Origin of the sequence: Chryseobacterium flavum (genome assembly GCF_003385595.1) — a bacterium.
Taxonomy (GTDB): domain Bacteria; phylum Bacteroidota; class Bacteroidia; order Flavobacteriales; family Weeksellaceae; genus Chryseobacterium; species Chryseobacterium flavum.
The window spans coordinates 452,329-475,634 of sequence record NZ_QNUE01000001.1 but is presented as its reverse complement, the minus strand read 5'-3'; the positions used below and the strand labels follow the sequence as shown (position 1 = coordinate 475,634).

The window sequence follows — 23,306 nt, the reverse complement described above, 5'->3', positions numbered from 1 at the left end:
CTTAAACTGTAATCCTTCTGGGTACGTTTAATGTACGTGGATGTTAATGTTTCTGCCATAACGATTCTTTTTTGTGTATCGCTATTTCAGGACGAGACAAAAATATAATAAAAAAAGCTTCTGATTATTTAGAAGCTTTTTTTATATTTGAACAAACCAATAAAACAATAATAATATGTTAACTCTTTTACAAACAGATCCTTATGAAGGATTAAACGGGGCATCAGGAGCCGCTGCCGCAGGATTAGGGATCGGAACAATGTTCTTCAGCTTAGCAATCTATTTATTTTATGGATACTGCATGTATAAAATCTTTAAAAAAGCGGGAAGACAAGATGCCTGGGCTGCTTTTATCCCGATTTATAATGCTATCGTAATGCTGGATATCGTAAAAAAACCAATATGGTGGATTATCTTGTTTTTTATTCCTTTTGTTAATTTATATGCAAGCTGGGTAGTTAATGACAGACTGGCAAAAGGCTTTGCAAAAGAAACTCCCTTGTATACAATTTTACTTTTTTTCCTGGGGTTCATTTTTATTCCTGTACTGGGGCTGGGTAGTGATACTTATGACAGTAAAAGAATTCCTAATGATTAATATTAAAAGTAAAAAATATAAAATGAGACTTCAGAAATGAGGTCTTTTTTATTAATACTGTGTCAGAATCTGTAGAATTAATTGTAAGAGCTTTTTAAACTAATTCTACAGGATTTGAATTGTTTTGAAAGTAATAAATATTACATTTGAATAATAATTACATCTGATGTAGACGTTAAAAAATAAAATTTCTATACTTAAGAAAATATAGAATAACACTAAAAAAAGTGTGTTATTTTCATTAAAAAAGAGTTTTTAATTGTCTGTTCATAGACTTATACAGGTAGATTTAGGATAATATTTTTAATGTTATCCCGGAGACTTCACTATGTGGAGTCTTTTTTTTCGTAATTTATTTAACAGTTATTAAGATTTTCTTAAATTTGCTCAATTTTTATAACCATGATGAAAATAATATTTCTCGGAGCATTGTCTACTGCTTCCATGTACTTTTCGCAGACGTTTCCTGTTTCTGCTATTCCTGAAAATCTGAAAAAGAATGCAAATATTGTTGTTCGAAAAGATATGACTGTTGTTCAGATCAATAAGGTGGATGATATAAAATATCAATATAATACCGTGACAACTGTTTTGAACAAGGATGGTAATGAGAAGGCTGTTGCCTATATTCCCTATGATAAGGGAAACAGTATATCAAATGTAAAGGTTACTATTTATGATGAAGCAGGAAGGAAAATTAAAAGTTTTTCTAAATCTGATTTTGGTGACTTTGCCAACAATCCACAAGGCATATTTTATTCTGATAACAGAATTTTGGTCTTTAATTATACCCCTGTTCAATATCCATATACTATAGATTTCTCTTATCAGATCAGTGACAGAAATACACTTTTTATTCCTGATTTTGTGCCGTTTTCTTCTACTAATACCTCGTTGGAAGAGAGTGAATTTAAAATAATCAATTCATCAGGAATTGAACTTCGGACTAAAATTTATCCGTCAAAATATAACTACGGATCCGTTATAGAAAGTGGGAACGGAAATGAGAAAACATACTCTTACAAAAATATACCAGCTATTGATGATGCTTTATTGATTCCCCAGCCTGTCAAAATTTTACCGAAAGTAAGTTTTTCTCTGACAAAATTTAATCTGGCGGGTAAACAGGGAACGCTGAATAACTGGACTGATTTCGGAACATGGTATTACAATAATCTTGTAGAGCCGGTTGCTATTTCTACTCCGGCTATCAAAGCCGAGGTTGCTTCTTTAAACCTGCAGGGTTCAGTGGAGGATAAGGTAAAAAAGATTTATCAGTATATGCAAACCAAAACCAGATATATTTATGTAGGTCTGGGAATTGGCGGATGGCTACCCATGTTACCTGATGAGGTTCATAAAAAGGGTTATGGTGACTGTAAAGGACTTACCAATTATATGAAAGCGCTTCTTAATGAAGCAGGGATTCCATCTTATTATTGCGTAATCAATTCCGGGGCTTCTCAAGTTTCCTTCGATCCTGATTTTCCGAGAATGGGAGGTAATCACGCTATTTTAATGGTGCCTACCGAAAAAGGAAATATCTGGCTGGAAAACACATCCCAACAAATGGCATTCAATCATTTAGGATATAGTACAACAGATCGGAATGTACTTTCAGTAAAGAAAAATGGAATAGAATTAATCAATACTCCAGCTTATCCGGCTGAGCAAAATAAAGAAAAGCAAATACTGAAGATCATAGTGGGAGAAGATAACAGTATTTTGGGAGAAGGAAATTTCTGCTATACTGGTAATCAGTATGATTATAACCTGGTATTTACGGGTTTAAATCCTAAAGAAAGAAATGATGCTGTAAAAAGGTCACTTGATATTTTAAACTTTGAAAAAGTTGAAATGAAGAACTTTATTAATGACAAAGATAAAGCATTAATAACATATGATATTGATTTTAAGGCAAATAACTATTCAAAAAAGGCTGGGAATAGCTTGATGTTCAGAGCGGTTCCTATTTATAATAATACCATTTATAAAACAGATGAAAGTCGTGAGCTTCCCTTTGAAATCAGGCAATCATTTGAGGATGAATACGAAATTAATTTTACTTTACCTAAAGGATATAAAATTGATGAACTTCCGGAAGATTCAAATCTACAATCTGAATTTGGTTACTATACATTAAATTTTGCTAAAAATGGAGATGAAATTAAAGTCAAAAGAAAGATTCAGGTAAATAAAGGAGCTTATCCTAAAGAAAAGTATAATGAATATGTAGGATTCAGAAAAAAAATAATAAACATTGATAACTCAAAAATTTTAATTACAAAAATATAGTGATGAGAAAAATAGTATTGCTTCTTGTTTGCTCTGCAAACCTGATTTTTATTAAGGCTCAAAAGCATGAATTTTTAAATCCACCTAAATTTTCAGATGCAGATCTGTCTAAAGCAAAATCATTATTGGATGAAAATGCTCCAGCTGAAATTTTATATAAATCTGTTCATTACAGAATTGATGTGGCTACCGGAGATTTACATAGAGAATATTTTTACCGGGTAAAAATCTACAATAAAGACAAAGCTGAGGATTGGCTGAATGTAGAGGTCCCTATCTATAAAAGCAGAGACAATGAGGAAACACTAAATAAATTCAAAGCATTTACTTATAACCTTGAAAATGGGAAAGCTGTTCCTCTGAAAGTTGAGAAAAGTTCTAAGTATAAAAGTAAAGAAAATAAAAATACTACTATAAATAAATTTGCGTTTCCGAATGTTAAAGACGGCTCAATACTGGAATATCAGTATGAAGTACTTTCTCCATTTGCATTTTTATATTATATCCCTGAAGTATTAATTGAGCTAGATACACCGTCTTTGTATACAGAATATATTTTGGATACTCCACTTAGTATATCATATAATATAAATTATACAGGATCTCTGGCACCCAAGTATAGAGAGGTAGCTGAAAAAACTCTTTATGGAGGACAATATAAAACCTATAGATTTGGATTTGAAAATCTAAATAGTTTTAAAACAGAAAAATTTGTACGAAATGACCGGAATTATCGAACAAAAATTAGTGCGGAACTTCATTCTACAAACTTTAAAGAGTTAAAACTTTATTCGTCTTCCTGGGAACAAATAAAAAAAGATCTTTATAATCATGAAAATTTTGGATATGAGCTGAAAAAAACCAAATTAGCCAAAGACAATATGCCTGTAGAGGTTTTAGATTTAAAATCAGATATTGAAAAGGCTAATGCAATTTTTAAATATGTTCAACAAACATTTACCTGGAATAAGGAAAAGGGTATTTATACAGAAGACGGAATAAAAAAACTTATAGACACAAAAACCGGTAATGCTGCTGAAATTAATCTTTTTCTTGTAATGCTTCTTCGGGAAGCAAATATTAAAGCAAACCCAATTATTATTTCTACAGTAGAAAACGGGCTTATTAATATTGTATCTCCAAATGTTACAAATACTAACTTTGTGTTGGCGGCTATAGAGGTAAAAGATGGAATGCATCTTTATGATGCTACTTCAAAACAATCTTCACTGGATGAACTTCCTTTGAGAGATTGGAATAAATATGGCATTTTATTAAGTAAAGAAAAAGCATTACAGCTGGAAATGACCAATACCAAACCAGGAAATACTTTCCTTACTTTAGATGCTAAAATTAATGAAGACGGAAGTATATCCGGAACATATTCAGATAAGGATACAGGAACATTTGCGATGTATGTAAAAGATAGCTATGATGAGAATCCTGATAAGTACAAAAAGCAGTATAAGGAAAACTTTTCGGTGGATTTTACAGAAATTGATTCAAAAGTACTGGAAAGCGGGGAGTTTGAAAGTACAATGAAGTTTACCTCCACCGATATGATTGATAAAGTTGGGAAAAAATTAATTATTAATCCGATGCTGTTTTTAAATAAAAACTCCAATGAATTTGATCAGACAGAGGCCAGAAAGTATCCTATTGATTTCGGAGCAGCCAGTACAAAAGTAAAAAAAGTTATTCTTGAGATTCCTGAAGGTTATGTCATTGAAGAAATGCCGAAAAGTAAAAAAATCGTAACAGAAGATAAGGAAATTCAATATAGTTATGTAGCGGAACAGAAAGGAAATAAACTGGAGGTAGTTGCTACAACTAAAATCTCTAATCCTGATTATCCTAAAGAATACTATCCCGCATTCAAACAAATTTGGGAAGTTGCTTCTAAACAGGAAAATCAGGTTATCAGCCTGATTAAGAAGTCTTAATACATGTTTTTTTATCTATAGAAAAATCACATTTTTAAAAACCATTCATTTTTTTGAATGGTTTTTGTATTTTATAAGGAAAAAATAAACTTATGAAAAATACGGTTGCCGTTTTGGCATTATCTTCATTCTTTGCTTTTACTGCGTGTAAGAAAAATGAAACAGCAGGAACAGCAGGGAAAACAGAAAATAGACAATCGGAGGAGTTTGTAGTAGATTCGGTTAAAGTGGATGATTCCACGAGAATTACAGATTCATTAAAAATCACTTATACTTCAAAATTATTAGTTTTTCCAACTTTAAAGGATAAAACCTTGTTAGATAGTATATATTTTCAGGATAAAGGGATTAAAGATTATTCTAGGGAAGGAATTCAAACCTATCTGGAAAATGAAAAAAAGAGTTACTTTACTTCTACAAAAAAAGATAATGAAGATTGGGTTTCTGATATAACTTATGCTCAAAATTGGTATTCAAGCTCTTATATGAAGCTGATATCCAATACTAATGGATACATGCATATCCAATACATGGGAAGTGCATATATTGGAGGAGCACATGATGAATATGGATTTTCCGAAAGGGTGTTTGACCTTAAAAACAACAAGAAGGTTGAACTGAAAGATATCACTTCAATGCCCAAAAGTAAAATTGAAGCTATTCTGATGAAGAATATTGATAAAATTAATAGTGGAACCAGTGATGAAAATGGTGAAGTAAAGAATTCAGAAATGTTGTTGGTAGAGAAAATTCCTGCAACGAATAATTTTTACTTTGATGAGAGAAATCTGTATTTTCATTATAGCCCTTATGAAATTGCTGCTTTTGCGGCAGGGGATATTACAATTCCGGTTTCCTGGGAAGAGCTGAAAGGGACCTTGAATACAGAATTTAAAGAAAGAATGAAAATTAAATAAGTTAATGCTTCCGGATCCGGAAGCATTGTTTATTTTTGCGGTAATGGAAAAAGTAGCTTTTATTATCAATCCTTTTTCGGCAAAGAAGAACTATCAGCCATTTCTTAATGAACTTAAAATTAAGATTGATAGCCCTTTATATTATGTTTCCGAATCTATAGCAGGAACAGATGAATTTATTAAGACTCATTTTGATCATGTTGATATTTTTGTGGCTATAGGAGGTGACGGTACTATTTCTACAGTTGCCCAAAATTTAATTTTAACGGATAAGGTTCTGGCTATTTTTCCGGCAGGCTCCGGGAATGGATTTTCTAATGAGACCCGTTTCAGTAAAAATCTCGATCAGCTTTTAGAGAAAATAAAATCCGGAAAGTCAAGGAAGATTGATACATTTACAGTTAATGGAAGGCTTTCAATTAATGTTTCAGGAACAGGTTTCGATGGCAAGGTAGTCAAGGAATTCGAAAAGACCAGCCGGGGATTTAAAAACTATATCAAAGTTTCCCTGAAAACCTTTTTTAATTATAAGCCGATTAAGGTGAAATTTTTTGATGAAAAGTACAAGCAATATAACGGTAAATACCTTATGCTGAATATTGCCAATACCCGTCAGTTTGGAAACAATGCATATATTGCTCCGAAAGCCAGTAAGAGTGACGGTTTGGTTGATATGGTTCTGGTGAAAAAATTTCCGCTTACGTATTCTGCGCTTTTTGCTTTCAGAATGTTTACCAAAAGATTGAAAGATGATGAATATGTCACTTATCTTCCTGTCTCCGAAATATCATTTAAAGTCAATACCAAAAACTGGCATCTGGATGGTGAATTCAATAAGATCAAATCACCGATTCATGTTAAAGTACAGCCTTCAAGTCTGAATATTTTGATTTAAGGTCAGGATTCTAAGTTTAGAGTTATTGGTTTAACCTAACCTATTAATCCTGTTACTTAAAACCTGCCATCTGCTACCTACTTACACTTCAAGTTTTTTCTCAACATCATAAGGATGGTCCAGGCAGTATTGAAGCTGTTTTTTGTCAAGCTGCTTTTCCCAGTTGGCAACAACAACGGTCGCTACAGAGTTTCCAATAACGTTTGTTAAAGCTCTGCATTCACTCATAAACTTGTCAATTCCGAGAATCAAGGTCATTCCTGCAATCGGAATTTCAGGAACGACAGCCAATGTCGCTGCAAGAGTAACAAATCCCGCGCCTGTAATACCTGCTGCACCTTTTGAACTTAACATCGCTACCAGAAGGAGTATGAGCTGCTTTTCAATAGGAAGATGAATGTTTAATGCCTGTGCAATAAAAAGAGAAGCAAGAGTCATATAGATATTGGTTCCGTCAAGATTAAAAGAATATCCGGTAGGAACTACCAGACCTACAATTGCCCTTGAACAGCCTGCTTTTTCAAGTTTTTCCATAATTCCCGGTAAGGCAGATTCCGAAGAACTGGTTCCCAGAACAAGAAGAAGCTCTTCTTTAAGGTAAAAAAGGAATTTGAAAATGTTAAACCCGTTATACCAGGCCACAGCTCCCAGTACGATAACTACAAAAAGAATAGACGTAATATAAAATGTGCCAACAAGAAATATCAGATTCAGTACAGAATGAAGTCCATATTTTCCGATGGTAAAGGCCATTGCTCCGAAAGCTCCGATTGGCGCAAGCTTCATAAGCATATGTACGATTTTAAAAACAGGAGTTGAGAGGTCCTGTAAAAAATCAGTTACTTTCTGGCTTTTTTCTTTTGTTAAAACCAAAGCAACTCCCATTAAAATAGCCACCAGCAGAACCTGAAGAATATTATCTCCTACTAAAGGACTGAATAAAGTCTCCGGAATAATATTCATAATGAAGCCTGTAAGGGTAGATTCATGGGCTTTTGCCTGATATTGTGAAACATCTCCTGACAGAGTGGAAGGGGCAATATTTAGACCATGTCCCGGTTGTAGAATATTCCCTACTATTAACCCGATAATAAGAGCAAGGGTTGAAAAAGTGAAAAAGTAAATCATTGCCTTTATTGCAATCCTTCCCACTTTTTTTAAATCGGTCATATGGGCGATTCCCAATGTAAGCGTAATGAAGATTACCGGAGCGATAATCATTTTTACCAATTTGATGAACCCATCTCCCAAAGGTTTCATTTTTTCTCCCAGTTCAGGATAAAATTTTCCAAGAAGAATACCTGCAATAATGGCGATGATCACCTGGAAATAAAGCTGATTGTATATTTTTTTTGCTTTCAAAGAACAGTCGTTTTGTTTTTTTTAAGGGCGAAAATTAAGAAAATTTATCTGAAAACATGACAAAAGTCATTGAAAAGAATCTTTAGGAGTGGTTTTTATAAGATGGTTAAAAAAGTTTCGGCTTCATTCGAAGAATGAAGCCGAAACTGTATTTTTTGATAATTATGCTATGTTTATTCCACTGCAACGGAATCATCTCCACGGCCGTCTGCCACTGCATGGATATTTCCGTTTTCATCAAGAACGATCATTTCTGTTTTTCCGATGTATTTTGTCTTTTCAATAACATAATTTTTACTCTTCAGTTCAGATATTGTGCTTTCAGGGAAGTTGTTCTCTACCGTAATGGTTTCCGGAAGCCACTGATGGTGGAACTTTGGTGCATTTACTGAGAGATTGGCATTTAGCTTAAAGTCGATGACATTTACGATGGACTGATATACAGAGGTAGGAATAGTAGTTCCGCCGGGAGTCCCTACTACCATATAAGGCTTTCCGCCTTTAAGGATAATGGTTGGTGTCATAGATGAAAGCATTCTTTTATTAGGCTGGATGGAATTGGCTTCTCCACCCACAGCTCCGAACATATTCGGTACCCCTGGCTTGATCGAGAAATCATCCATTTCATTATTTAAAAAGAATCCCGCTCCGGAAACTAAAACTTTACTTCCGTAATATCCGTTAAGAGTTGTGGTTACTGAAGCAGCATTTCCATCCTTATCCAATACGGAAATATGAGTGGTCTGCATCGATTCCTTAGGCTGTTCTATGATTTTGCCAACTTCTGCGCTTGGAGTAGCTTTATCAAAGCTGAAGTTTTTCCATCTGCCTTTCAGATATTCGTCAGAAATCAGGTAAGAAGTTTTGTCCTGAATAAAATCCGGGTCTCCCATATATTCTGCCCTGTCTGCGAACGCTCTTCTTTCTGCTTCAGCCATAATCTGAACTGCTTTTGTTGAGTTCTGCTGATATTTTTCCAGGTTTTCAAAACTCGCCATTCTCAGCATTTGAGCAAGCAGTACTCCGCCGCTTGATGGCAAAGGCATGGTGACAACATCATTTCCTTTATAATCAAATTCCAGGGCTTTTCTTTCTGCAACTTTATAGTTTTTAAGATCTTCCAGCGTGATGATTCCGTTACCTCTTTTCATTTCAGCAACCAGGAGCTCAGCTGTTTTTCCTTCATAAAAACCTTTAGCTCCTGATTTCTGGATTCGTTTTAAAGTCTCGGCAAGGTCTTTCTGGATTAAAAGATCTCCGGCTTTCCAGGGAGTATCTTTTACAAAAATGATAGAAGATTTATTGTGTTTCTGAAATTTTTCTCTTTGGTTGTTCAGCATTTCTGCCTCTTTGTCTGTGATGGCAAACCCTTTTTCTGCGAGATCAATGGCAGGCTGGATAATCTTTTCCATCGGCAGCTTGCAATACTTCAAGGTGGCAAAAAATCCTGCGACGCTTCCTGGAACGCCTACTGCCAGTCTTCCGTTTTGAGAAAGATCCGTATCTGCCTTTCCTTTTTTGTCGATATACATATCCCGTGAAGCTTTTTTAGGAGCAGTTTCCCTGTAGTCCAATGTAAATTTTTCCCCATTGTTTTTTACCCCTACCAGAAATCCGCCGCCGCCAATATTTCCTGCCTGCGGATACACAACGGCAAGGGCATATTGTGTCGCTGTAACAGCGTCGTAAGCATTTCCGCCCATCTTTAAGATTTTGGCTCCCGCTTCACTGGCCAGCGGGTGTGCAGAAACTACCACACCTTTATTTTTTACCTGTACTTCCTTGATGATATTGATGTCAGTAAATTGAGCCCAGCTGAGCTGAGCTGCCAAAAGCATCGAAGCAATTAAAATCTTCTTCATATGATTTTCTTTATAACAAAAATAAAGATTTTTTGTCTAAATCATTTTAGCTGAGTGTTACTTATTGAAAGCTAACTGATTAAGTATTATCAGTTAGCTAAAAATATGCTGCCGGAAAAGTCTAATGGTAATCCGGATAAGGCACCTTTTTTTATGATAAGTCACCACATATTTTTAAGTGCACCTTTTTTATCGCGGTTGACATGTTTTTTTTACTTTTGTACAATTCTAAAAAATCTTAAAAATGGAATCCTATACGGAAAGAATACTGATTACAGGTGCTTTGGGACAAATCGGCACCGAACTTACCAATAGACTTGTTGAAATTTACGGGGCAGAAAATGTTGTTGCCTCAGGATTAGACAGATGGCAGGAAGGGATTACTTCTGCCGGGCACTATGAAAGAATGGATGTTACCAATACACAATTGGTGAGACAGGTAATTCAGGATTATGATATCACTACAGTGTATCATCTGGCTTCGCTTTTATCGGGAACTTCTGAAAAGCAGCCTGTTTTTGCCTGGAAGCTGAATCTGGAGCCTTTGCTTCATTTTTGTGAAATGGCGAAAGAAGGGCTTATTAAAAAGATATTCTGGCCAAGTTCTATTGCAGTGTTCGGGAAAGGGATTCCGAAACAGGATGTAGGGCAGGATGTAGTATTGAATCCTACAACTGTTTACGGAATCTCAAAAATGGCAGGGGAGAAGTGGTGTGAATACTATTTCGACAAACATGGAGTGGATGTAAGAAGTATCAGATATCCAGGATTGATTTCATGGAAAACTCCGGCAGGAGGTGGTACTACTGATTATGCAGTTGAAATTTTCTACAAAGCAATTGAAGAGGGAAAATATACAAGTTTTATTTCTGAAAATACAGGAATGCCAATGTTGTATATGGATGATGCTATCAATGCAACTCTGAAATTAATGGAAGCACCGAAAGAAAGTTTATCTGTCCGCTCTTCTTATAATTTGGGTGGAATGTCTTTTACTCCAAAAGAACTGGCTGAAGAAATCAAGAAAGAAATTCCGGATTTTACAATTGATTACAACCCGGATTTCAGACAGGCGATTGCAGATTCATGGCCGGCTTCAATTGACGATTCAGTGGCAAAAAAAGATTGGGGATTAACCTATGATTTTGGAATTTCTGAAATGACCAAAGATATGATCAAGAATCTTAAAGTAAAATTAGCTAAGAATTAATAATATAAAGTAAAGCTTTAATTACTCTTTTATTTAACATCTGATTTTTAAGTTTTTATAATTTTTATATAAAATTAAGTTTAATATGGTATTGTTAACTTTCAACATTATAAATATTGAAGCTGAAGCTAAAAAGGGTTCTCAAATCAATGATGAGGACAGGTTGAAAATTACAGAAGATAATACCAAAGCAGTTCTTAGAATTTTAGATGTCCATGACATAAAAGCAAGTTTTTTTGTTGAGGTTTCTCTTACCGGAAAACTGCAAAATCTTATAAAAGCAATTTCATCCAAAGGGCATGAAATTGCTTTTTATAATAAAAATTCGGATCTTGCTGAAATTGAAAATGCGAAGAAGAACATTCAGGAACTTTTAGAAAAACAGGTCCGGGGTATCCGTCAGAAGGATGTAAAAGTATCCCTCGGAAATTTAAAGCTTATGGGGTTTAATTACGTCTCCAATATCGACAATGCAAATATTCTTTTTCCTTTTAAACGACTTAAAAGGGATACAGAAATAAGCGAAGAAGACGGATTGAGTATTGTGCCGGAAAGTATTTCTCCTTACAGCCAGTTGCCATACAATGATTTTGTATTTCAGATTTTACCCATGAAATATTACCAGAATATGGTTCTGGAAACATTGCAGAATGAAGAGTTTGTACTGATTTATCTTAATTCCTGGCAATTTACAGATTTCCGGAAATACCGTTTTGATATTCCTTTTTACAGAAGCTTGTTTTCGGGTAAAAAAATGGAGGACAAATTAGATGCCCTCCTTACTTTTATCAATGAAAAAGATCTTGCCGTTTCGCGTATGAAAGATTATGTTTTTTAGGTAACAGTTGGATTGCTTATTGTAAGGTTTTTCATTCTTACATTCAAATCTAATTAATGTATTTCAGTTAAAGCTAGCTCAGCTCAAAAAGTGTGATTTCAGGCAGTACACCCACTCTTCCCGGGTATCCGATAACACCGAATCCTCTGTTCACATATAGCAGTTTTCCTTCGCTTTCATAAAGATCCGCCCATTTAGGATAACGGTATTGTACGGGTGACCATTTTACATTTTTAAGATCCAGGCCAAACTGCATTCCATGAGTGTGTCCTGACAGAGTCAGATGAATATTTCCAGGGTGTTTTTTTACGATGGAATCGAAATGGGTAGGGTCGTGGCTCATTAAAATTTTTGTAGCAGACTCCGGGACGCCTTTTAAAGCGTCTTCTATTTTACCAAACTGTGGGAAAGGTTTCAGTCCCCAGTTTTCGACTCCCAGAACGTACAATTTTTCTCCGTTTTTTTCAATAACCCTATGCTCGTTTCTTAACATGTCAAAACCTGCCTGTTTTTCATAATCAATTAAAGTGTTAAGATTGTACTTTTTAGCTTCTGGAGAAGCCCAGGTCACATAATCTCCGTAATCGTGGTTTCCAAGCACGGCAAATTTACCATCCTTAGCTTTTATTTTTGAAAATAAAGGAATGAAAGGCTTGAATTCGTCTGCAACATTATTAACCATGTCTCCTGTGAATAATACAAGATCGGGATTTTGTTCATTAATCAGATCAACAGCATGCTGAAGTTTCCCGGGGTCAGAAAAGCTTCCGCTATGAACATCCGAAATCTGAATGATCTTATATCCTTTGAAGCTTACAGGGAGGTCAGGTAACTTTACCTTAACTCTTCTTACCTTATGTCTGTATTTTCCAAATGTAATTCCATCAATGAATAAAGCGGAAAGAACGCCACTCATTCCCAGTCCCACAAGGCTCAGAAACTTTCTTCTTTCCGGAAAGAAATTTTCAGAAGGTTTTGCAAATCCAATCAGGTATCCTCCAATCCGGATGATGTCATCGATCAATAAAAACAGGACTACAAAAATTTTTGGTAGAATAAATACTAAAAATAATGAAATCATGATCTGGGCCCTTATCATGCTTTTGTCTGACCGCTGATAGTGGGTTATTTCATAAATGAAGATTCCATAGACAGCTAAAGAAACCACCCAATATCCTATTCTTATCCATAAATTATCAGTAAGTGTTCTTATGGCCTGGTAAATATAAATTTCCAGGAACATAAAGATTCCGGCAATGATTAAAAAATTTTTTTGCATGTTCTGATTCAAAAAAAGCACAAAAGAAGACTTCCTTTGTGCTTTTTATATTTTAAATTTAAATTATCTTAAGGAAATCTGTAAACAATAGCATTGATATTCATTCCGGCGCCTACCGAAGTCATTACAATGTTACCTTTATCCTTAAACGATTGACCCTCCATTTTTCCTTTAATTATTAAATCATACATAGTAGGAATGGTTGCTACAGAAGTATTTCCAAAGTCCTGAATCGTCATTGGAGAGATTGAATGATCATATTCTTTTACATCATAAAGTTTATGAAGTCTTTCAATCATTGCGTAATCCATTTTAGCATTAGCCTGGTGAATTAAAATCTTATCTATATCTTCAATTGAAAGTCCCGCATCTGTAATGGTATCTTTGATAGCAACCGGAACGTTTTTAAGGGCATATTCATAAATTTTTCTCCCGAGCATTCTTACGTAAAGACGTTTCTGGTCTACTGCTTTGTTGATGGACGGAGCATTTTCAAGGTAATTCAATTCCGGACCGTTATCACAAATTGTATTATGTGCTATAATTCCTACATTTTCATCATCGGTAGCTTTTACTACTACGGCTCCTGCGCCATCTGCAAAGATCATTCTGTTCCGGTCATGCGGATCAGTTACACGGCTTAATGTTTCTCCTCCTATTACCAAAATGGTTTTTGCTACTTTAGCTTTAATTAAATTATCAGCCAGAATCATTGCTTCCACCCATCCCGGGCATCCGAAAAGCATGTCATAGGTTACACATTTTCTGTTTTTAATACAGAGTTTGTTTTTCACCCTTGCCGCCATTGTAGGCATGAAATCAGCATATCCGTTTTCGGTAACTTCTCCGAAATTGCTCGCGTAAATGATATAATCCAATTCTTCGCCGTCTACTTTTGCATCTTCAAGAGCAATTTTTGCGGCTTCATAACCGATCTTTGAATTGGAAAGATCATCCTCAATAAATCTCCTGTTCTCGATTTCTGTAATTTCTACAAACTTCGCAATAGTTTCTTCCACAGGCTTCTCAATCTTTACTCCGTCTTCTGTATAAAACTCGGAATTCATGAAGTAATCTCTACCAATAACTCTGTTCGGAATATAACACCCAGAGCCAATAATGATCGTATTCGGCATTCGTTTATATGATTTTTTTAAAGATGCAAAGTTAATAATTAATATTAATAACGGAGAATTAAAAATATTATTAAATTTGCAAAAATTGTACTTTACAATCTATGAAAAACAATCCGTCCTTAAAAGGCTTACTTATTGCAGCTGTGGCATTTATCGTTGCCTTTGGGATCTACTTCCTTTTTTTAGCCAAGAAGAATTATTATGTAGTGGATAACCCTACCGCAAACACCTATTACTTTAAAATCAATAATGGTTCAGAGGGGATCATTTCGGCGGGCCAGTATGTGCATGTGGATCTGAATAAAGGAAAAAACTCTATTCAGGTTTTCGATCAGAATAAAAAAATGCTTTACGATTCGGCATTTGAAGTGAATAAACTTCGTGGTTTGCTCAATATTGCCCATCAGGACTATTATGTGAATGATCAGTATTACGGATATAATCTTAAAAAAGATTCATTGCTGATGGCCCTTGATAAAACTATTATTGACGGAAAGGAATACCTCGGAGGGGCAAAGCATTTCAATAAGCTTTACACAGAAGATTTTTACTACAATGTAGATGAAGATTATGACAAGGTAATCAAAAATATCCAGAAAGTGGAATCAAGGTCCAAGATCTTCAGAAAACAGGATTACCTGAATTATTATAAAGAATATTATAAGTTTTAAGTTTTGACAAAAGATATCACTAAAATTACTCCCTACGATTCAGAGGCTACAAAGAAGAGCCAGGTAGAGGATATGTTCGACAATATTGCACCGAAGTATGACCTTCTGAACCATGTTTTATCCATGAAAATTGATGTTTTATGGAGAAATAAATTGGTAAAATGGATGAAAAATGACAATCCGCAGGAAGTGCTGGATGTGGCTACAGGAACGGGAGATCTGGCAATCACTATTGAAAAAGGGACGGGTTCCAAAGTAGTTGGTTTAGATTTATCACAACAAATGCTAAATGTTGGCGTTATTAAAATAAAAAAACTTAAATTAGACGGCAAAATTTCCATGCAAAAGGGCGATGCAGAAAATTTACCTTTCGAGGACAATAGATTTGACGCTGTTTCCGTTGCATTTGGAGTAAGGAATTTTGAGAACCTTACCAAAGGTTTAGCAGAGTTAAGAAGAGTAGTTAAAGATAACAAGAGTGTTTATATACTGGAGTTTTCAAAGGTTGAGGGTTTCATGGGACCGCTTTATATGTTTTATTTCAAAAATATATTGCCTGCCATAGGCAGACTGGTTTCCAAAGATAATAGGGCATATACATACCTTCCGGATTCTGTAAATGCTTTTCCTTTCGGGGAGAAGATGAAGCAAATTCTTTTAGATACGGGATTTAAGAAAGTTGAATATAAAAAACTAAGTTTAGGTATAGCCACAATTTATAAAGCAACAAAGTAACCTATGAATAAATTTTTATTAAGAGCACTGGTTTTAGCCTCAGTAAATATTGCCGTTTTCGCAGACGCGCAATTTAGAACCCGAAACAGAATGGATAAGTTGGAAGATTTCGACGAACAGAAATTCAGTTGGGGTTTTTATTTGAACGGCAACAGACTGGACTACCGCATTGTACTGCACCCGAGGTATGGTATGAATGATAATCAAAATCTTGTTACCTCTAAGGAAAGTTACAGTTTCGGTGCTGGGCTTATCGCAAAATGGAGACTGAATGACTATCTGGATGTAAGAATAGAACCAGGTTTACAGTTTGCACAAAGACAGTTGACTTTTAATACACAATCTAATGATATTTATGCAGGTGGATCTTTAACCAACCCTCCATTTACTCCATTCCCTTTACAGGAGAAGGATAAAGTAAGGGAGATAAAATCTACGTTGGTGGATATTCCTGTTTTATTAGAGCTTCATGGGCAGAGATGGTATAACTCAAGACCATATGTTGCAGCAGGGGTTAACTACGTGGTCAATCTGCAGTCGAACTCCGGCTCATCCGATGATAATATGCAACAGATCTTCAGATCAACGACTCACAATTTTGCGTGGTCTGCAGAAATGGGAATTCAGTTTTATTTCAATAAATTTAAATTAACTCCGGCAATCAGAGGAACATTTTTCATGAATAACGAAAAAGTAGCTGACAATGCAACCACGCCTCCTTACTGGGCTTCTGCAATCTCTACTTTACAGACAAGAGCGGTCATGTTCGTACTGAAATTTGAATAAAAAGAACCTGTCAGAAAAATACAAAGGGGGGCATTTGCACCTCCTTTTTTATTGGCATGCCAAAATATAGGAAGTTTTATTTTTGTTAGTGTTAATATTTTTTTATTTTTGCTTCTAGTTAGAATATACAAACCTGAAATGCTTCAAGATTTAGAAAACAATTTTTCAGAATTAGAGAAAAAAATTTTGGCTCTGCAAAAGAATTATAAAAATCTTACTGAAAGGTTATCCGAATTAAGTATTGAGCATGAAGAACTGAAAGTGAAATATGACGAGGAAAGAAGAAAGAATCAGGTATTAGCAGAAGAGCAAAAAAATATAAAACTTTATTCAGCAATATCAGGAAATCCTGAACACAATAGGTTAATGAAAAATCATATCAACAGATTGGTAAAAGAAATTGATTTCTGTATTGCTCAGCTTCAAAACAGTGGACTATAATGGAGGTAAGGAGAATAACCATAAACATTGCAGGAAGGGTATATCCGCTGAACGTACCGGCAGCAGAGGAAGAGACTCTGCGTAAAGTCGGGAAGCAGATCGAGAATATGATTAAAGATTTTGAACAGAACTTCGATGTAAGAGATAAACAGGATGCTTTGGCCATGTGTGCCCTTAAACTGGGAACCAATGCAGAAGTAGTTTCTCTTAACTACGAAAAAAATATTAATTCTACCAACGAAAGATTAACCAGAATTAATCAGACGTTGAATGAAATCGGGAAATAGATTTTTTCCCGGAAAAGACTGCCTACAATAATTCTAACACATTAAAGGTAAACTCAACGCTAAACAATTACCGAACAAATGTCCATTGAATGGCGTGCCGGCTTTCCGGATTACAGACAGTGGAAATCAGTTCAAATCGTGTTGATTAGGAGTTTACTCTCAATCGCTGAATTGTTGTAGGCTTTTTTATTTTGAATATGAAGACAATTAAAACTCAATATATATTATGACAACAGCCATTATAGTCGGCGTTATTTGTTTAGTTATTGGAGTAGTAATAGGGATCTTTTTCTCCAGGAGCTCACTCAATACTAAAGCAAAATTTATTATAGATGATGCAAAGAAAAATGCCGAAAACCTTATAGAAAAAGCTAACGTACAAGCCGAATCCATAAAGAAAGAAAAGAACCTTCAGGCTAAAGAAAAATTCCTGGAACTGAAATCACAGCATGATGCTGATATACAGTCCCGTGAAAAGAAAATGCAGGAAGTTGAAAAAAGAATCAAGGATAAGGAGCATAAGCTGAATGATGAGCTAAGCAAAGTAGGAAAACTTGAAAAAGACCTGGATAAGCAGATTGCTGATTATTCCAAGAAAAATGAAATTCTTGAACGAAAACAGCAGGAACTGGATACAGCAACTGCTAAAAAAGTTGAAATTCTTGAAAAAATTTCTAATTATACTGCTGAAGAAGCTAAAGCTGAACTGGTAGAAACTATGAAAGCAGAAGCCAAAACAAGGGCGCAGGCTCATGTTCAGGGGATTATGGAAGAAGCTCAGATGAATGCTAAGAATGAAGCGAGAAAAATCGTTATTCAGACTATTCAGCGAATCGGAACTGAGCAGGCTATTGAAAATTCAGTATCGGTTTTCAACATTGAATCCGATGAAGTAAAAGGTAGGATTATCGGAAGAGAGGGTAGGAACATTCGTGCATTGGAAGCGGTTACCGGAGTTGAGATTATCGTAGATGATACTCCCGAAGCAATTCTTCTTTCATGCTTTGATCCGGTAAGAAGAGAAATTGCAAGATTATCTCTTCACAGATTGGTAACCGATGGTAGAATTCACCCGGCAAGAATCGAAGAAGTAGTAGAAAAAACAAGAAAACAGATCGAGGAGGAAATCATTGAAGTTGGTAAAAGGACCATCATTGATTTAGGAATTCACGGATTACACCCTGAATTGATCAAAATCGTAGGTAGAATGAAATACCGTTCTTCTTACGGACAAAACTTACTACAGCACTCAAGAGAAGTGGCAAACATCGCTGCAACTATGGCTGCTGAATTAGGATTAAACGTAAAATTAGCAAAAAGAGCAGGTCTTTTACACGATATCGGTAAAGTTCCTGAGCAGGAATCAGAATTACCGCATGCCCTTTTAGGTATGCAGTGGGCTGAGAAATACGGTGAAAACCCTGAAGTAGTAAATGCTATCGGAGCTCACCATGATGAAATTGAAATGAAATCATTATTATCTCCGATCATTCAGGTTGCTGATGCTATATCAGGTGCAAGGCCGGGAGCAAGAAGACAGGTGCTGGAATCTTATATCCAGAGATTAAAAGACCTGGAATCTGCAGCTTTAAGCTTTGATGGTGTATCAAGTGCTTATGCTATTCAGGCGGGAAGAGAATTAAGGGTAATGGTTGAAAGTGGAAAAGTAAATGATGAAGTAGCCTCTCAGTTATCATATGATATCTCAGAAAAGATCCAGAATGAACTTACTTATCCCGGACAGGTTAAAGTAACCGTAATCAGAGAAACAAGAGCGGTGAATATTGCAAGATAATAATTGAACCAAGATATTTTATAAAAACCTTTCAAGAAATTGAAAGGTTTTTTATTTTTATCAAAACTTAAAAATGCAAGAACTGACCCTGTCTTCAAAACTGAAGCACATTTTCTCTATTCCCGTTATTATTTCTGCCTTAGGTTATTTTGTTGATATTTATGATCTTCTTCTGTTCGGAATTGTAAGAATTCCCAGTTTAAAGGCATTAGGGCTCAACCCGGACACAGATGGAACCTTTATTCTGAACTGTCAGATGACTGGCCTTTTGCTGGGCGGAATTTTCTGGGGAATCTTTGGTGACAAGAAAGGACGTCTTTCAGTTCTTTTTGGCTCTATTTTAGTTTATTCACTTGCCAACATAGCTTGTGGTTTTCTGCCGTATTTCCCTAAAGAACATCTGGTATACCAATATGCTGCTTTACGCTTTATAGCAGGAATTGGTCTGGCCGGGGAGCTTGGAGCCGGAATTACGTTGGTTTCTGAAAGCCTGCCAAAGAATTTAAGGGCGATAGGAACATCTGTTGTAGCAGGCTTTGGATTGATGGGAGCTGTAGTGGCTCAGCTGACCGTAGAATTAGCAGGAGGATGGAATATCTCCTACATCATCGGAGGAGTTATGGGAATTCTGCTGCTGATATTAAGGGTAAGTGTTTCTGAATCCGGAATTTTCAAAAATCTTGAACATAAAAATGTCTCCAGAGGAAACTTTCTGTCTTTTTTTACGAACAGAGACCGTTTGATCCGATACCTGAAATGTATTGCTGTAGGACTGCCTACCTGGTATTGTATCGGGATTCTCGCCGTTTTAGCCAACCAGTTTGCTCCTGAATTCGGAATACAGGATATAAGCCCCGGAAAAGCAATTATGTGGGCATATGTAGGAGTTTCTGTTGGTGATCTGATGAGCGGTTTTATTTCTCATGCCTTAAAATCCCGCAAAATGGCTATATTTTATATGCTTGTATTTACTCTTATCGGGGCAGCCATTATGCTGTTTGGAAATACAAATACGGAAACCAGGTATTATTTTTTCTGCGGATGGCTCGGATTAGGGACTGGATATTGGGCTATGTTTGTAACATTGGCTGCAGAACAGTTCGGTACCAATATCAGAAATACAGCCACAACTACCGTTCCCAATATGGTAAGAGGGCTGGTTCCTGTGATGATCTTAGCTTTTGATTCTTTCAAGACTAACTTTTCGGTAGTAGAAAGTGCAGCTATTGTGGGGGCAGTTGTATTCGGGCTTGCCTTTTATTCTTCCCTCACTATTTCAGAAACACATGACAAAGATCTGGAATTTACTGAATAATTAATTTTGTTTAATAATTGATAGATTGTTTTTCTGTATTATCACGATATAATTGGGTTGTAATCAGCAAATTATTTATTTTATATTAAATTATGTTGCGAGTGATTAATATTTGTTTAACTTTGAAAGGTAACTAAACTATATTGTTTAACTAAACTGAATCACATTATGAAAAATGCTAAAAAATTAAGAAAAGAAGATCTGAAGACTATTGTGGGAGGAATCGGAGGTTCCGGAAGTATTGGAATTCCAAACTCATCCCTTTGCGGATGCAGTTGCACTGGTGCTGTTACTGGGCCTGATTATTGTGTTAACCTTATTTCATGTCCACAGGTAATGACTTGTTAATTGAAAACAATATGTATTAAAATAAGAACCTTTTGAGAGATCAGAAGGTTTTTTTATAGAGATAGGCAAGGTATGATATATTTAGTATCCGTACTGATTTAACCGGCGGACTGACCTGCAGGAAACGGATAGTTTAACTGCTTATTTTTTTGAGGCCTGGTATTTTGTTTAATAACGATTTCTGTTTTTACGGAATATTAATAAGGTTATAATCAGTATATTATTGAAATTTTTATTAATTTTTATTGTGTATGTTTAATATTTGTTTAACTTTGGGAAGTAACTAAAACTATATTGTTTAATCAAAAACTAAATCACATGAACATTATTAAGAATGCTAAAAAACTAAGAAAACAAGAATTGAAAAATATTACAGGAGGTCTTGATAGCTGGGCAAATATTGAGATAGACCTTTCGCAATGCGGATGCAGTTGTTCAGGAGCTGTAACGGGTCCTAAATATTGTATTGAATATATTGCCTGCCCGCAGGTTTATACCTGTGATCAGGCGGCAGTCTGATAAACAAACATTTCCACATTTAATATGCAGAACCCTTTTGGTTTTTTCCGAAAGGGTTCTGCTATTTTTTAACGAATGATATAAAGAAGGCTTCCTGCACTGATTGTAATCCATAAGAGTACAGCAGTAATTAAAGGTTTAAAACCTATTGTTTTCAAGGTCTGTACAGAAAGAGTAGATCCAATAAAAAATAAGGTCAGATTTAATCCAGATTTTGCTAAAGCCGTTATTGAATTACTGAAAGTATTAAGAACAGGAAAATATGTATTTAAAAGAATGGCAAGGATGAAATATCCTATAAACCATGGAATTTTTATTTTTGACGTCTTATTTTTAAAAATAAACATGGTAATCAGGGAAACCGGAATGATCCAGAGTGCCCGTGCAAGCTTTACAGTAGTGGCAATTTTTAAAGCTTCATCTCCATATTTACTAGCGGCTCCAACTACGGAGCTTGTATCATGAATTCCCACAGCACACCATAAACCAAACTGCTCCTGCGAGAGATTCAGCAGATGACCTATTGCAGGATAAGCAAACAAGGCAATAGAGTTGAGCGTAAAAACAATAGCCAGAGCCAGCGAAATTTGTTTCGTACTCGGTCTGATAATAGGAGAAACAGCAGCAATGGCACTTCCCCCACAGATTGCTGTTCCTGCAGAAAGGAGATAAGAAAGCGGCTTGTCAAGCCTAAATATTCTACCCAGGAAATATCCAAGAGTCATAACCGATACAATACTGACAACAGTAAGTATCAAGCCGGTTTTTCCGGCATGTAAGGCTTCATCCAGTTTTAGTCCAAATCCTAACCCAACAATTGAAATTTGCAGTAAAAGATGAATATATTGATGTAAATGCTTTTCAAATGGATTCCCAATAAAAACAACCAGGGCAAAACCTAATGCCAGGGCAATGGGGGAGGATATTAATGGAGTGAAGCACAGAAGGGCTAATGCAATAAAAATTACTTTGCGTATTGTTTCATACTGAATGAAATCTTTCATAATGTGAACTTTAAAAACTGGTTCAAAATTCGACAATATAGTATTACAAAGTAAATCGTATTTTGTTATCTTAAATAACTATAAGTTATAATAAGGTAAAACCTATTCTGCAAATCTCAGAAAAAGCTTTATTAATTCAGACTGTCCACCTTTAGGAAGAATAAAATGAAAGTTTCTTTCAATACTGAAGTTTTTAAGATCTATAATGGTAAGACTATTATTCTTCAGCTCGGCCAGAATAGTACTGATGGAAAGAAAAGCCATGCAATCTGAATGGATGAGATAGTTTTTAATACTCTCACTACTTCCCAGTTGTATAACAGTATTCAGCTCGTTAATATTGATTCCCTTTTCTTTTAACCGGTTCTGAATAAACTCCAGGGTTCCGGAACCCTGTTCACGAAATATAAGACTCAGATGGTAAAGGTCTTTGATGTATATGCTCTTATGGGCAAGTGGATGGTCTGCCCGGGCGGCAAGAACAATTTCATCAGGCTTAAAAGGTTTATATTCAAAATAAGAAGACTGAGATTCTCCTTCAATGATACCAAGATCTATTTTTTCTTCTTTTAAAAGTGCAGAAATACTTTCTGTATTTCCGGTAAGAAGCTCAATTTTAATATCCTTATAGTAGTTGTTGAATTTAGCCAGCATTTCAGGAAGAATATATTGAGCAATCGTAGTACTGGCACCGATGATTAATTTTCCTTTATGCTGATGATTGATCTGGCTGATCTCAAATTCCAGGTCACGGTACAGGTTTCTGATTTTTTCAGCATATTCATATAAAATTTTTCCGCTTTGAGTTAACTGAATAGAAGTCCCTTTACGATCAAATAATTTTGTACTTAGTTGACTTTCAATTTCTTTTATATGTTTTGTGACGGCCGGCTGAGAAATATGGAGTTCTTCCGAAGCTTTGGTGAAACTTAATCGGGAAGCCACTGTATGAAAAACTTTTAACCTGTAATCGAACATGGGACAAAAATACAAATTATAGTTATAGTTTGTGTGATAGAAAGGTGATTGTTTGTTCAAATAAGATCAGGTTTGTACTTCTGATATCTGAC

At 35.4% G+C, this 23,306-nt stretch carries 22 protein-coding genes; 16 read left to right on the top strand and 6 right to left on the bottom strand.

What is annotated here, in order from left to right:
- The first annotated feature begins 175 nt into the window (after positions 1 to 175).
- From DRF59_RS02075 to DRF59_RS02055, 5 genes are all read left to right on the top strand, one after another.
- Positions 176 to 598 carry a DUF5684 domain-containing protein gene (locus tag DRF59_RS02075; RefSeq protein WP_115956629.1) on the top strand — a complete coding sequence of 141 codons (423 nt, stop codon included), beginning with the start codon at positions 176 to 178 and terminating at the stop codon, positions 596 to 598.
- A 402-nt stretch (positions 599 to 1,000) separates the two neighbouring features.
- Positions 1,001 to 2,893 carry a DUF3857 domain-containing protein gene (locus tag DRF59_RS02070; RefSeq protein ID WP_115956628.1) on the top strand — a complete coding sequence of 631 codons (1,893 nt, stop codon included), beginning with the start codon at positions 1,001 to 1,003 and terminating at the stop codon, positions 2,891 to 2,893.
- Positions 2,894 to 2,895: 2 nt separating this feature from the next.
- Entirely contained in the window at positions 2,896 to 4,836 is a 1,941-nt protein-coding gene (locus tag DRF59_RS02065) for a DUF3857 domain-containing protein (protein WP_115956627.1), read from the top strand.
- 92 nt (positions 4,837 to 4,928) lie between these two features.
- Positions 4,929 to 5,753 (top strand): RsiV family protein, encoded by an 825-nt coding sequence (locus DRF59_RS02060; protein ID WP_115956626.1) that lies wholly within the window; start codon positions 4,929 to 4,931, stop codon positions 5,751 to 5,753.
- Between the two features lie 43 nt (positions 5,754 to 5,796).
- The gene (locus DRF59_RS02055) at positions 5,797 to 6,648 is read left to right on the top strand and encodes a diacylglycerol/lipid kinase family protein (protein ID WP_115956658.1); all 852 of its coding nucleotides are present in this window, start codon (positions 5,797 to 5,799) and stop codon (positions 6,646 to 6,648) included.
- Positions 6,649 to 6,729: 81 nt separating this feature from the next.
- On the opposite strand, the gene DRF59_RS02050 is transcribed toward DRF59_RS02055, so the two are convergent.
- Together DRF59_RS02050 and ggt are read right to left on the bottom strand one after the other, a co-directional pair.
- A complete protein-coding gene (locus DRF59_RS02050) occupies positions 6,730 to 8,010 on the bottom strand; it encodes a dicarboxylate/amino acid:cation symporter (protein WP_115956625.1) in 1,281 nt (426 codons plus the stop codon).
- Positions 8,011 to 8,183: 173 nt separating this feature from the next.
- Positions 8,184 to 9,872: a gamma-glutamyltransferase gene (gene ggt / locus DRF59_RS02045; protein ID WP_115956624.1), complete on the bottom strand. Its 1,689-nt coding sequence runs from the start codon at positions 9,870 to 9,872 to the stop codon at positions 8,184 to 8,186.
- Between the two features lie 244 nt (positions 9,873 to 10,116).
- Between ggt and DRF59_RS02040 the strand changes: the two genes are divergently transcribed.
- Positions 10,117 to 11,082 (top strand): NAD-dependent epimerase/dehydratase family protein, encoded by a 966-nt coding sequence (locus tag DRF59_RS02040; RefSeq protein WP_115956623.1) that lies wholly within the window; start codon positions 10,117 to 10,119, stop codon positions 11,080 to 11,082.
- Positions 11,083 to 11,167: 85 nt separating this feature from the next.
- A complete protein-coding gene (locus tag DRF59_RS02035) occupies positions 11,168 to 11,920 on the top strand; it encodes a polysaccharide deacetylase family protein (RefSeq protein WP_115956622.1) in 753 nt (250 codons plus the stop codon).
- Positions 11,921 to 11,993: 73 nt separating this feature from the next.
- On the opposite strand, the gene DRF59_RS02030 is transcribed toward DRF59_RS02035, so the two are convergent.
- Together DRF59_RS02030 and DRF59_RS02025 are read right to left on the bottom strand one after the other, a co-directional pair.
- Positions 11,994 to 13,199: a metallophosphoesterase gene (locus tag DRF59_RS02030; RefSeq protein ID WP_115956621.1), complete on the bottom strand. Its 1,206-nt coding sequence runs from the start codon at positions 13,197 to 13,199 to the stop codon at positions 11,994 to 11,996.
- 68 nt (positions 13,200 to 13,267) lie between these two features.
- The gene (locus DRF59_RS02025; protein WP_115956620.1) at positions 13,268 to 14,335 is read right to left on the bottom strand and encodes a 3-oxoacyl-ACP synthase III family protein; all 1,068 of its coding nucleotides are present in this window, start codon (positions 14,333 to 14,335) and stop codon (positions 13,268 to 13,270) included.
- 101 nt (positions 14,336 to 14,436) lie between these two features.
- Between DRF59_RS02025 and DRF59_RS02020 the strand changes: the two genes are divergently transcribed.
- The 9 genes from DRF59_RS02020 to DRF59_RS01980 all read left to right on the top strand — a co-directional run bounded on the left by DRF59_RS02020 (position 14,437) and on the right by DRF59_RS01980 (position 21,232).
- The gene (locus tag DRF59_RS02020; protein WP_115956619.1) at positions 14,437 to 15,006 is read left to right on the top strand and encodes a hypothetical protein; all 570 of its coding nucleotides are present in this window, start codon (positions 14,437 to 14,439) and stop codon (positions 15,004 to 15,006) included.
- Positions 15,007 to 15,009: 3 nt separating this feature from the next.
- A complete protein-coding gene (gene ubiE, locus DRF59_RS02015) occupies positions 15,010 to 15,741 on the top strand; it encodes a bifunctional demethylmenaquinone methyltransferase/2-methoxy-6-polyprenyl-1,4-benzoquinol methylase UbiE (RefSeq protein WP_115956618.1) in 732 nt (243 codons plus the stop codon).
- 3 nt (positions 15,742 to 15,744) lie between these two features.
- On the top strand, positions 15,745 to 16,527 hold the full coding sequence (porT, locus tag DRF59_RS02010; protein ID WP_115956617.1) for a type IX secretion/gliding motility protein PorT/SprT: 783 nt from the start codon (positions 15,745 to 15,747) through the stop codon (positions 16,525 to 16,527).
- Between the two features lie 138 nt (positions 16,528 to 16,665).
- Positions 16,666 to 16,968, top strand: coding sequence for a hypothetical protein (locus tag DRF59_RS02005; RefSeq protein ID WP_050022677.1), 303 nt, complete (start codon positions 16,666 to 16,668; stop codon positions 16,966 to 16,968).
- Positions 16,968 to 17,255, top strand: coding sequence for a cell division protein ZapA (locus tag DRF59_RS02000; RefSeq protein WP_115956616.1), 288 nt, complete (start codon positions 16,968 to 16,970; stop codon positions 17,253 to 17,255). Before DRF59_RS02005 ends, DRF59_RS02000 begins: the two co-directional genes overlap by 1 nt.
- 226 nt (positions 17,256 to 17,481) lie before the next feature.
- Positions 17,482 to 19,050, top strand: coding sequence for a ribonuclease Y (gene rny, locus DRF59_RS01995; protein ID WP_115956615.1), 1,569 nt, complete (start codon positions 17,482 to 17,484; stop codon positions 19,048 to 19,050).
- A 73-nt stretch (positions 19,051 to 19,123) separates the two neighbouring features.
- Entirely contained in the window at positions 19,124 to 20,365 is a 1,242-nt protein-coding gene (locus tag DRF59_RS01990; RefSeq protein WP_115956614.1) for an MFS transporter, read from the top strand.
- A gap of 168 nt (positions 20,366 to 20,533) precedes the next feature.
- Entirely contained in the window at positions 20,534 to 20,713 is a 180-nt protein-coding gene (locus DRF59_RS01985; protein WP_115956613.1) for a hypothetical protein, read from the top strand.
- Positions 20,714 to 21,031: 318 nt separating this feature from the next.
- On the top strand, positions 21,032 to 21,232 hold the full coding sequence (locus tag DRF59_RS01980) for a hypothetical protein (RefSeq protein ID WP_115956612.1): 201 nt from the start codon (positions 21,032 to 21,034) through the stop codon (positions 21,230 to 21,232).
- A 68-nt stretch (positions 21,233 to 21,300) separates the two neighbouring features.
- Here DRF59_RS01980 and DRF59_RS01975 read toward each other — a convergent pair whose 3' ends face one another.
- Positions 21,301 to 22,236: a YeiH family protein gene (locus DRF59_RS01975; protein WP_115956611.1), complete on the bottom strand. Its 936-nt coding sequence runs from the start codon at positions 22,234 to 22,236 to the stop codon at positions 21,301 to 21,303.
- 102 nt (positions 22,237 to 22,338) lie between these two features.
- On the bottom strand, positions 22,339 to 23,214 hold the full coding sequence (locus tag DRF59_RS01970) for a LysR substrate-binding domain-containing protein (RefSeq protein WP_115956610.1): 876 nt from the start codon (positions 23,212 to 23,214) through the stop codon (positions 22,339 to 22,341).
- Positions 23,215 to 23,306 lie beyond the last annotated feature (92 nt).

What these genes read in the sequence shown, in the direction of transcription:
- DRF59_RS02075 (WP_115956629.1), top strand. Translation starts at nt 176, where the DNA reads ATGTTAACTCTTTTACAAACAGATCCTTATGAAGGATTAAACGGGGCA.
- DRF59_RS02070 (WP_115956628.1), top strand. Translation starts at nt 1,001, where the DNA reads ATGATGAAAATAATATTTCTCGGAGCATTGTCTACTGCTTCCATGTAC.
- DRF59_RS02065 (WP_115956627.1), top strand. Translation starts at nt 2,896, where the DNA reads ATGAGAAAAATAGTATTGCTTCTTGTTTGCTCTGCAAACCTGATTTTT.
- DRF59_RS02060 (WP_115956626.1), top strand. Translation starts at nt 4,929, where the DNA reads ATGAAAAATACGGTTGCCGTTTTGGCATTATCTTCATTCTTTGCTTTT.
- DRF59_RS02055 (WP_115956658.1), top strand. Translation starts at nt 5,797, where the DNA reads ATGGAAAAAGTAGCTTTTATTATCAATCCTTTTTCGGCAAAGAAGAAC.
- ggt (WP_115956624.1), bottom strand. Translation starts at nt 9,872, where the DNA reads ATGAAGAAGATTTTAATTGCTTCGATGCTTTTGGCAGCTCAGCTCAGC.
- DRF59_RS02040 (WP_115956623.1), top strand. Translation starts at nt 10,117, where the DNA reads ATGGAATCCTATACGGAAAGAATACTGATTACAGGTGCTTTGGGACAA.
- DRF59_RS02035 (WP_115956622.1), top strand. Translation starts at nt 11,168, where the DNA reads ATGGTATTGTTAACTTTCAACATTATAAATATTGAAGCTGAAGCTAAA.
- DRF59_RS02030 (WP_115956621.1), bottom strand. Translation starts at nt 13,199, where the DNA reads ATGCAAAAAAATTTTTTAATCATTGCCGGAATCTTTATGTTCCTGGAA.
- DRF59_RS02025 (WP_115956620.1), bottom strand. Translation starts at nt 14,335, where the DNA reads ATGCCGAATACGATCATTATTGGCTCTGGGTGTTATATTCCGAACAGA.
- DRF59_RS02020 (WP_115956619.1), top strand. Translation starts at nt 14,437, where the DNA reads ATGAAAAACAATCCGTCCTTAAAAGGCTTACTTATTGCAGCTGTGGCA.
- porT (WP_115956617.1), top strand. Translation starts at nt 15,745, where the DNA reads ATGAATAAATTTTTATTAAGAGCACTGGTTTTAGCCTCAGTAAATATT.
- DRF59_RS02005 (WP_050022677.1), top strand. Translation starts at nt 16,666, where the DNA reads ATGCTTCAAGATTTAGAAAACAATTTTTCAGAATTAGAGAAAAAAATT.
- DRF59_RS02000 (WP_115956616.1), top strand. Translation starts at nt 16,968, where the DNA reads ATGGAGGTAAGGAGAATAACCATAAACATTGCAGGAAGGGTATATCCG.
- rny (WP_115956615.1), top strand. Translation starts at nt 17,482, where the DNA reads ATGACAACAGCCATTATAGTCGGCGTTATTTGTTTAGTTATTGGAGTA.
- DRF59_RS01990 (WP_115956614.1), top strand. Translation starts at nt 19,124, where the DNA reads ATGCAAGAACTGACCCTGTCTTCAAAACTGAAGCACATTTTCTCTATT.
- DRF59_RS01985 (WP_115956613.1), top strand. Translation starts at nt 20,534, where the DNA reads ATGAAAAATGCTAAAAAATTAAGAAAAGAAGATCTGAAGACTATTGTG.
- DRF59_RS01980 (WP_115956612.1), top strand. Translation starts at nt 21,032, where the DNA reads ATGAACATTATTAAGAATGCTAAAAAACTAAGAAAACAAGAATTGAAA.
- DRF59_RS01975 (WP_115956611.1), bottom strand. Translation starts at nt 22,236, where the DNA reads ATGAAAGATTTCATTCAGTATGAAACAATACGCAAAGTAATTTTTATT.
- DRF59_RS01970 (WP_115956610.1), bottom strand. Translation starts at nt 23,214, where the DNA reads ATGTTCGATTACAGGTTAAAAGTTTTTCATACAGTGGCTTCCCGATTA.